Raw genomic sequence first — 8822 nt, forward strand, 5'->3', positions numbered from 1 at the left:
TGCTCATGCTGAGTTTCCAGCACTAGATTAACTGCCCGTTCACGGACTTCCGGAGAGTAACGTTTGGTCGTTGTCATAGAGACCTCCACTTTTAAAGTATAGACTCTAATTTATCCGGGGTGATTCAATCGTGACCTTGGACAGCCCGCGCGATACGCGCCAGGAAGCAGCGAGTGTAGCAAGATTAGTAGGACAAGCGCCGCTGATGCTGGTCACTTCCGCCAACCATCTGCCCCGGGCGATGGGCTTTTTTGCCGCCGCCGGGCTGCAGCCAATGCCGGTGCCGGCGAATCAGCTTGCGATCAGCAGTCCTCTGCAGCCGCAGGAGAAAATACTGCCCTCGCCGCTGTGGCTGGGTCACAGCGAGCGTGTCTGGTATGAAACGCTCGGGCGGGTCTGGCAACGGCTGCTGGCGATGACGTCCCGCCCTGCCCCTGCCGGGAACGGCAGCCCAGTACCGGCCAGCGATAACGACGTTCGGAAATAAGCGTGCCGGTGCGGAAATCCTCTCTTGTCGACACGGCGGCTTGGGCACCGCCGGGCGCTGACCTAACCTGCCGGCGCGGCGGCATAGGCGCCGACGGGCGCTGACCCACCTGCCGGCGCGACGGCTTAGGCGCCGCCGGGCGCTGACCTAACCTGCCGGCGCGACAGCACAGGCACCGCCGGGCGCTGACGCATGCCGCCGGCGCGCTGCGCCTAGGGAAGAACAGACAAGGGTGAGGTGAAGGCCGACAAGCAAGGCCGACAAGCCCGGCAGAGCCAAACCCGCTTTGCGGCCAAACCGGTGACGCGGTCCTACCACTGCGACGGGGGCTGCGCTCTTAATCCAGCCAGGGGAGCAGCTCACGCTTTGCGCGCACGAACAGGTCACGGTCCAGTTGACCGGTGTGGATATAGCGCGCCGCCGCCTCCCAGATAGCATACAGCCAGCGCCGGCAAAGAAATGCCTCCGCCACCGGCGCGCGGCTGAGATAGTGAAACAGCAATGCTTCGCTCAGCCCTTCCTCGCACAGCCGGTAAAGGTCGTATTCCCGCGGCGCCCACAGCAGCGTACCGGGATTCAGCATCGCTAACAGCTGGTCACTACGCGGATCCTTGAGCATACTGCGCAGCGACAGGTTGCCGTGCACCAACACGCAGCCTTCGTTAAAATCATCAAATAAGCGTGGCAAACACTGCCGGGTGCGAAACAGCAATATCCGGTCATCATGCAGCAGCAGCGGCGCCGACACCTTATTCAACGTCGACCAGATCACCTCGATCCGCTGCGAGTACCAGGCCGGCCAGCGATTTTCCTGGGTACTGTCGACGTTACCCACCAGCCCATGACTGTCGATCCGATGCCAGGCGAGAATACCGTCGACGATTTGCTCTTTGAGCCGCTGCCAGCGCGCCGGTGTTCGGGTCGGCGCCTCGACCGGTACGCCCCGCAGGCGTTCCATCAGCAACAGCTCTTTATATAGGGGGGATGTTGGGATAAAATGAGGCCATAGACCGTCGGCAGTCGTATTTCGCCTTCCCGGGCCAGCATCGACAGTTTATAGGCTTCCTGCTGGGCAATACCCGGACACAAATAGCTTTTCGCCACCAGGGAAAGAGCGTGGCCCTCCCTGTCGTACATGGCATACAGGTGAGCATAAGGTTGCTCGCTGATACGTTCAAGCCGGCTCAGCGGCTCACCCAAAACGGCGCTTAACTCAGCGCGTAACTGTTCCATGACATCGCTAACCTTATTTTCGGCACAGGATTGAATCGGCGGGTACCGCGCGGCACCACATGACATCATGGGGAGGATCGGCGTTTAAAACGTCGCGCTAGATCAAACAAAGGCGGGAAATCGGCGCGAAACGTCGACAGGCCATCGCGCCGGCCTGCACGGGAGAATTACTCCTGTTGCTGCTGCAGAAAACGGACCTGCGCCAGCTCCTCCGGCGTGTCCACCCCCATGCCGGGCGCGACGCTCGCCACCGCAACATGGATCTTTTCGCCATACCACAGGACACGCAATTGTTCGAGGATCTCGATTTTTTCCAGCGGGCTGGCCGACCAACTGACGTAGCGGCGTATAAAATCGGCGCGGTAGGCATAAATCCCGATATGGCGCAGCAGGCCGTGAGAAAGGTGCTCGCGGCTGCGGGCAAATCCTTCGCGGTCCCACGGGATAGTGGCGCGAGAGAAATACAGCGCATAACCGTGCGCATCCACCACCACTTTTACCGCGTTGGGGTTGAATGCCTCTTCTGCGGTGGTAATAGGCACCGCCAGCGTCGCCATGCCGGCCTCTGCACCCGCCAGGTTATCCGCCACCTGGCGGATGATTTGCGGCGGAATGAGCGGTTCGTCGCCCTGCACATTGACGATAATTTGATTGTCAGGAAAATCGTAGCGATCGATAACCTCTTGCAGCCGCTCGGTGCCGGACTGGTGATCGGGACGAGTCAGGCACACTTCGCCGCCGGCGCGCTCAACCGCCTCGACCACCCCTTGATGGTCGGTGGCGACAATAATCCGATCGGCGCCGGAGGCTTGCGCCCGTTCCATAACGCGCACCACCATGGGTTTGCCATTGATGTCGGCCAGCGGCTTGCCGGGCAGGCGGCTGGAGGCGAAACGGGCGGGAATAATGGCGATAAAACTCATGAATTGGTCTCATCCAGCGTGATGGCGCGCGCTTCGCTTTCCAGCAGCACAGGAATACCGTCACGCAGGGGGTAAGCCAGCGCATCGGACTTGCAAATCAATTCCTGTCGTTCTTTGTTGTAGTAAAGTTTGCCGTTACACACCGGGCAAGCGACGATTTCCAATAGGCGATGATCCATGATTCCTCCAGGGGTGGCATGGCTCTGCAAGAGAGTGTGGTGCAGAGAATAACATAAGGGTACGGGGCCGGGAATCTTCGCCGGCCAACGTTGCCGTCTATCGCAGCAATTGCTGACTATCGTCATTTTTTTTGGTGAGATGTTATTGATATGTAGCGAGGGAAAGCGTATTATTTTTGTGAACTGAGTCACACTTCAAAGATTAATAAGACAGGCCTGCCATGAAAACCATCAATAAAATCATTGCTCTGTTCGCTAATTTTAGCCGCTAAGCAATAAAACATCGCTCGGACGGCCCGGTTAACGCAGGTTAACCGGGCCGTTTTTTTTTTGCGGCCTGTCCGGGCGTGCCGCCGGCGAGTGTCGGTCAGCTAGCGGCACCCGACGCCGTACATCAGATCTCCGCCCCTACGCCCCGGCGCCGTACATCAGGTAGCTGCGCCGACGCCGTGCCGCCGCACATCAGATCTCCGCCATGACGCTCCGGCGCCCTACATCAGATAGCTGCACCGACGCCTTGCCGCCGCACATCAGATCTCCGCCCTCACGCCCCGATGCCGTGCATCTGGTAGCTGCACCGACGCCGTGCCGCCCAACTTCAGGTCGCCGCCTCGCTGTCTGCCGCAGGCCGGTAGCGCCGGATCGCCTGCAAAATCGGCGTCAGCAATCTCTCTTCCGCGCCGGCGGGCAGGTGCGCGTCAACCGGCAAATACCACCAGTTGGCGCGGGCAAAGGCGCGGCATTTGACCGCGTCCTTCTCCGTCATCAGCAGCTGATCCTCCGGCGCGGCCAGCGCATCGAGCATCTGCTGCCGGTAGGCCTGATGATCGCCAAACGCCACCTCCCGCACCGGCGTTAGGCCGCCCGCGCGCAGCGTGGCGAAAAACCGCGGTGGATGGCCAATGCCGGCCATCGCCACTACCGATGTTAGACTGGCGAGGGCACGGCGTTCGCCGCTCAGCAGATTGACCGCCGCGCCAGCGACAAGGCGCATTGGCACTTCGTCAGGGCGAGCATCGCCGCCGTTGACGATGACAGCCTGCACCGTTTGCAGGCGCGCGGCCCGTTCACGCATGGGGCCGGCAGGCAACCACCAACCGTTGCCGAAACGACGCTCGCCGTCGATGACCACCCACTCGATGTCCCGACCCAGCGCGTAATGCTGCAGACCGTCATCGGTCACCACCACATCCAGGGGCTGCGCGTGCAACAGCGCCGCCACCGCCTCAGCGCGACGCGGCGCCACCGCAACCGGCGCACCGGTACGCTGCCAAATAAGCAGTGGCTCGTCCCCGCACTGATCGCTGGTCGTGGTGGCATCCACCAGCAGCGGGTAGTGCGCCGCCCGCCCGCCGTAGCCGCGCGACACCGCCCCGACCCGCCAGCCCCGCTGCTGCAATTGCGTTACCAGCCATAGCACCACCGGCGTTTTACCGTTACCGCCGGCGGTCAAGTTGCCCACTACCACAATCGGCAGCGGAAAACGATGCACTTTACGCCAGCCGCGGCGGTAGCTGAAACGGATAATCGCCGTGGTAAGGCCATACAACCAGGAAAACGGCAACAACAGCCAATACAGCCGCGAGGCGCCGGACCAGATGCGGGCTATCATTGACCGAACTGTAACCGGTGAAGTTGGGCGTAAACGCCCTGGCGCGACATCAATTCCTCATGATTGCCGCGCTCCACGATCCGCCCCTCCTCCACCACCAGGATTTCATCGGCTTTTTCGATGGTGGACAGGCGATGGGCAATGACCAGGGAGGTCCGGTTTTTCTGCAGCGCATCCAGCGCTTTTTGGATGGCCCTCTCGGATTCGGTATCGAGCGCCGAGGTGGCCTCGTCGAGGATAAGGATCGGGCAATCTCGCAGCAGCGCACGCGCAATGGCGATGCGCTGGCGCTGGCCGCCGGACAGTAAGACGCCGTTCTCGCCAATCACCGTGTCCAGGCCCTGATCCATTTTTTCGATGAAATCCATGGCGTAAGCCATGCGCGCCGCGTTCTCAATCTGCTCACGGGAGTAGGTGGCTTTACGGGCGTAGGCGATGTTGTTGGCGATAGTATCGTTAAACAAATGCACGTTTTGCGACACCAGCGCCACCTGATTACGTAGTGAGGCGAGCTTATAGGCGCGCAGATCGGTGCCGTCGAGCAAAATCTGCCCCTGCTGGATATCATAAAAACGCGTCAGCAGGTTGGCGATGGTGGATTTACCGGAGCCGGAGCGCCCCACCAGCGCCACCGTATGGCCCGCCGGAATGGTCAGGCTTATACCGTGCAGCGAAGGCGTCTCTTTGCCCGGATAGGAAAAGGTAACCTGGTCAAAAGCGATATCCCCTTTGACGCGTTCGACTTCCACCGTGCCCTCATCCTTTTCGGTTTCCATATCAAGAATGGAAAACAGAGTCTGACAGGCCGCCATACCGCGCTGAAACTGGGCATTGACGTTGGTTAAAGATTTCAGCGGACGCATCAGGGCAATCATTGACGAAAACACCACGGTGATGGTACCGGCGGTCAGGGTTTCCATCACCGAAGGAAAGCTGGCGGCATACAGCACAAAGGCCAGCGCAAGCGACGCGATAAACTGGATCAGCGGATCGGAGACCGAGGAGGCGGCCACCATTTTCATCCCTTGTTGGCGCATGCGATTACTGACGCTGTTGAAACGCTCGTTCTCCACCTTTTGGCCACCGAAAATCAGCACTTCCTTATGCCCTTTTAGCATCTGTTCTGCGCTGGTGGTCACCTGACCCATGGTGTTTTGCATTCGTTTACTGATCTGGCGGAATCGTTTTGATACCTGCCGGATGGCAAATGACACCACCGGCGCAATCACCACCAGAATCAGCGACAGCTGCCAGCTGTAGTAGAACATCATCGCGAACAGGCCAATGATTGATGCGCCCTCGCGAATGACGGTAATCAGCGCGCCGGAGGACGATGAGGCCACCTGTTCGGAATCATAGGTAATACGCGAGAGCAGAGTGCCGGTTGATTGCTGGTCAAAAAATGACACCGGCATGTCCATCATGTGATTAAACAGCCGGCGACGCATGTTCATCACCACCTTGCCGGAAACCCAGGACACGCAATAGCTGGAGACAAAGCCGCTGACGCCGCGCAGCACCATCAGGCCAATTACCACCAGCGGCATCCAGACCAGGATAGTGCTATTGGCTTTGCCAAAGCCGTCATCCAACAGCGGTTTGAGCAGCGATAACATAAAAGTATCGCTGGCGGCATTCAGTATCAGAGCAATCGCCGCGACGATCAGACCTGCCTTGAAAGGTGAGATCATCGGCCAGAGGCGACGGAAGGTCTGCCAGGTGGAGAGATCTTTATCGTTTAGCATTCATTTACCAGTGCCGGGACTAAATAGCCGCCTATTCTACCTATTTAGCGCGGCGACGCCAAACCACTGATGATACCATCGGCGGGAAATTTGACCCCGGTAAGCGAAAACGTCAAACCCCCGCGGATAAAAGCGCACGCTCAGCTGACCGCTAACCGCTGTATACTGCCAGCGGATACCCAGACGCCGATAACGCTTCACCACCGCCTCCGCCGGCAGGCGCCAGGGACTGTAGCGGCCCGCTGAGGCTAACGCCACCTGCGGGCGCACCGCCCGCAAAAATGCGGCGGGGGAGGACGTTTTGCTGCCGTGATGGGGTCCTTGCAGGACATCGGCGCGCAACGCGCGCCTATCCAAACGCAACAACGCCCGTTCCGTCTGCGCTTCAATGTCGCCGGTCAGCAGCACGCGGAACTGGCCATCGTCGATTCGCAGCACGCAGGAATCGTTATTGCCGGCGCTTTCAACCGGCTCAGGCGGCCAAAGCACCTCAAAATGCAACCCCTGCCAGCGCCAGCGCTGCCCGCGCAGACAAAGCAGACAAAAGCGGTGACCGGGCGCGCGAAAGGGGCTGCTGACCGGGACCTCCGGCCAGACGCGGCTCACGCTGGCCAAGCCGCCAATATGATCCTCATGGCTATGGCTCAGGTAGATGTGTCCCGGCGTCAGCCCGCGCCAGTCCAGATAGGGCAGGATCACCGCCTTGCCCATATCACCCGTGCGCCAGCCGGCGCCGGTGTCATACAGCAGCGTCTTGCCGTCGCGCTCAATACTCACCGCGAGGCCGTGGCCCACGTCCAGCATATCCAGCCGCCAGCGCGGCGCATTCGTCCCCGGCGATCTGACACTGAGCAGCATCAGCACGGCCAACACGCCAAGCGTCAGAGGATAGCGACGCCACCAGCCGAAACGCCAGATGATGATGCCCAGCCAACCGACGGCGCTGAATACCAGGCCCTGACCCGGTAACGTCAACCAGCCCTGTTGCAACGGCCCAAGCGGCGCCATCACCCACTCCAGCGACAGATCCGCCATGCGCCAAAGCTGAGCGCTCAGCCAGCGTTGACCGCCGGTGACGATGGCCGTGAGGATGAGCGGCGTGGTGATAAACGACACCAGCGGCACCGCCCACATATTGGCCGCCAGCGCCAGCGGATTGCCGCCATGGAATAGCAGGCACTGCATAGGCAACAGCAGCAGTGTCATGCCGCCCTGCAAATGCAACCAGCGAACCCCGCACCATCGCCAACCCCGCCGGCAGCGGTCAGGTAGCGGCGCCCACTGGAAGAAGAAAATCAGCGCCGCCACCGCGGTGCAGGAAAGCCACAGGCTATTGGACAGTACCGCCAATGGATCGGTGATAAGGATAAGCGCGACGCACCACGATAAAATCTGCCACGGGCTTTGCGTCATGCCCCGCAGGCGCACCACGCTCCAAAGCGTAAGCGCCAGCAGGCCGCGCTGCGCTGGGAAATTTGCCCCGGATAACGCCACATAGCCCGCGGCGCACAGCCAGCAAAACAGCAGCGGCAACCCTACGCCTATCGCGCGCGCCGGCCAGAAAAACTGGGCCCCTCGCGCCACCAGCCAGCCAAACAGCGCCGCCAGGCCGATATGTAGCCCGGAAATCGCCATCAGATGGGCAATACCGGTACGCGACAGCAGCTGCCAGTCCTCGTCGCTGATTTCCTGAGTGGTACCGAAACCCAGCGCCAGCATCAGCGCTCGCCAGCGCGGCTGCGGCATGCTGTTAACGGCGCGTTGGACCCACCGCTGGCGCAGGCTGCACCCGTCGTCAAGCAACCGCGCCCGCAATACGCTGCCCTGCAGCGGCTGATGATTCGCCATCGCCCAGCGCTGGCTATCGAATCCGCTCTCATTCATGCGCCCGTGTACCGGCTGCAGCGCAACCCTGAGTCGCCACTGCTGCCCGGCGCACCACCTTGTCGGCGGTGAAGGCCAGCGGAGCGCCACCACCACCGGCGGAAATACCCGCCGCCCGTTGATGTGGCTGACGCGGGCCACCAGACGCTCGGGCGGTTGATCGGCCGAAAGATTAAGGGTGGCCAGGCGGGCTATCAGGGTCTGATTACCCTGACTCCATGCCGTCGTTTGCACCAGCAATAGCCGGGCGTGATAGCCGCTCCAGGCCAGCATCAGCACCCCCACCGCCAGATACTGCGCCGTACGGCGGCCGCTCAGTAATAACACCGCGCCGGCAGCCAGTATCAGGTAGAGCGCGCCGGTCGTCGGTAATTGCGGCAAAAATAACAGCGGTAAATTACCCGCAATAACGGCCAGCGCCAGCGCGGTAATGGACAAGGGCATCGACAGACCTGCGGGTTAAATGACTCGGTGAGCCAGAAAGGCAGACTGAATAACCCCGAGTTTATTAGAGAGTAATTTTGGCAATACTACGCCGCTTCCTCTGATGCTAATTGCAAAGCGTAATAGTTCATTTCGGCTTCAGTAGGAGGGATGTAACCCAGCCGCCCGAGCAGCCTTCTGTTGTTGTACCAGTCCACCCAGTCCAGCGTGGCCAACTCCACTTCCGTCCGGTTTTTCCAGCTCCCGCGGTGGATAACCTCCGTTTTGTACAACCCGTTGATACTCTCTGCCATCGCATTATCGTAGGAGTCGCCG

Annotated in this window: 6 protein-coding genes and 2 pseudogenes; 1 reads left to right on the forward strand and 7 read right to left on the reverse strand. The window is 60.6% G+C overall.

Going from position 1 to position 8822, the window contains the following annotated elements:
* Positions 1–127: 127 nt before the first annotated feature.
* Positions 128–487, forward strand: a pseudogene (locus tag CINSTRO3249_RS09580) (ElyC/SanA/YdcF family protein); the annotation flags it as partial.
* Between the two features lie 337 nt (positions 488–824).
* Here CINSTRO3249_RS09580 and CINSTRO3249_RS09585 read toward each other — a convergent pair.
* The 7 genes and pseudogenes from CINSTRO3249_RS09585 to CINSTRO3249_RS09615 all read right to left on the reverse strand — a co-directional run.
* A pseudogene (locus CINSTRO3249_RS09585) lies at positions 825–1720 on the reverse strand (YcbJ family phosphotransferase).
* A 167-nt stretch (positions 1721–1887) separates the two neighbouring features.
* Entirely contained in the window at positions 1888–2643 is a 756-nt protein-coding gene (kdsB, locus tag CINSTRO3249_RS09590; protein WP_074013115.1) for a 3-deoxy-manno-octulosonate cytidylyltransferase, read from the reverse strand.
* The gene (ycaR, locus tag CINSTRO3249_RS09595; protein ID WP_025245854.1) at positions 2640–2822 is read right to left on the reverse strand and encodes a protein YcaR; all 183 of its coding nucleotides are present in this window, start codon (positions 2820–2822) and stop codon (positions 2640–2642) included. Before ycaR ends, kdsB begins: the two co-directional genes overlap by 4 nt.
* 598 nt (positions 2823–3420) lie before the next feature.
* Positions 3421–4434, reverse strand: coding sequence for a tetraacyldisaccharide 4'-kinase (gene lpxK, locus CINSTRO3249_RS09600; RefSeq protein ID WP_074013116.1), 1014 nt, complete (start codon positions 4432–4434; stop codon positions 3421–3423).
* Positions 4431–6179 carry a lipid A ABC transporter ATP-binding protein/permease MsbA gene (msbA, locus tag CINSTRO3249_RS09605; RefSeq protein WP_074013117.1) on the reverse strand — a complete coding sequence of 583 codons (1749 nt, stop codon included), beginning with the start codon at positions 6177–6179 and terminating at the stop codon, positions 4431–4433. Before msbA ends, lpxK begins: the two co-directional genes overlap by 4 nt.
* A gap of 36 nt (positions 6180–6215) precedes the next feature.
* Positions 6216–8507, reverse strand: coding sequence for a ComEC family protein (locus CINSTRO3249_RS09610; RefSeq protein ID WP_074013118.1), 2292 nt, complete (start codon positions 8505–8507; stop codon positions 6216–6218).
* Between the two features lie 86 nt (positions 8508–8593).
* The coding region (locus CINSTRO3249_RS09615; protein ID WP_143146879.1) for an integrase core domain-containing protein at positions 8594–8822 on the reverse strand (229 nt) is incomplete at its 5' end.

Source organism: Candidatus Sodalis sp. SoCistrobi, assembly GCF_900143145.1.
Lineage (GTDB): Bacteria > Pseudomonadota > Gammaproteobacteria > Enterobacterales > Enterobacteriaceae > SoCistrobi.

Bases quoted from the DNA above. Each gene is read 5' to 3' on its own strand.
- lpxK (WP_074013116.1), bottom strand. From the start codon at position 4,434: ATGATAGCCCGCATCTGGTCCGGCGCCTCGCGGCTGTATTGGCTGTTG.
- CINSTRO3249_RS09610 (WP_074013118.1), bottom strand. From the start codon at position 8,507: ATGCCCTTGTCCATTACCGCGCTGGCGCTGGCCGTTATTGCGGGTAAT.
- ycaR (WP_025245854.1), bottom strand. From the start codon at position 2,822: ATGGATCATCGCCTATTGGAAATCGTCGCTTGCCCGGTGTGTAACGGC.
- msbA (WP_074013117.1), bottom strand. From the start codon at position 6,179: ATGCTAAACGATAAAGATCTCTCCACCTGGCAGACCTTCCGTCGCCTC.
- kdsB (WP_074013115.1), bottom strand. From the start codon at position 2,643: ATGAGTTTTATCGCCATTATTCCCGCCCGTTTCGCCTCCAGCCGCCTG.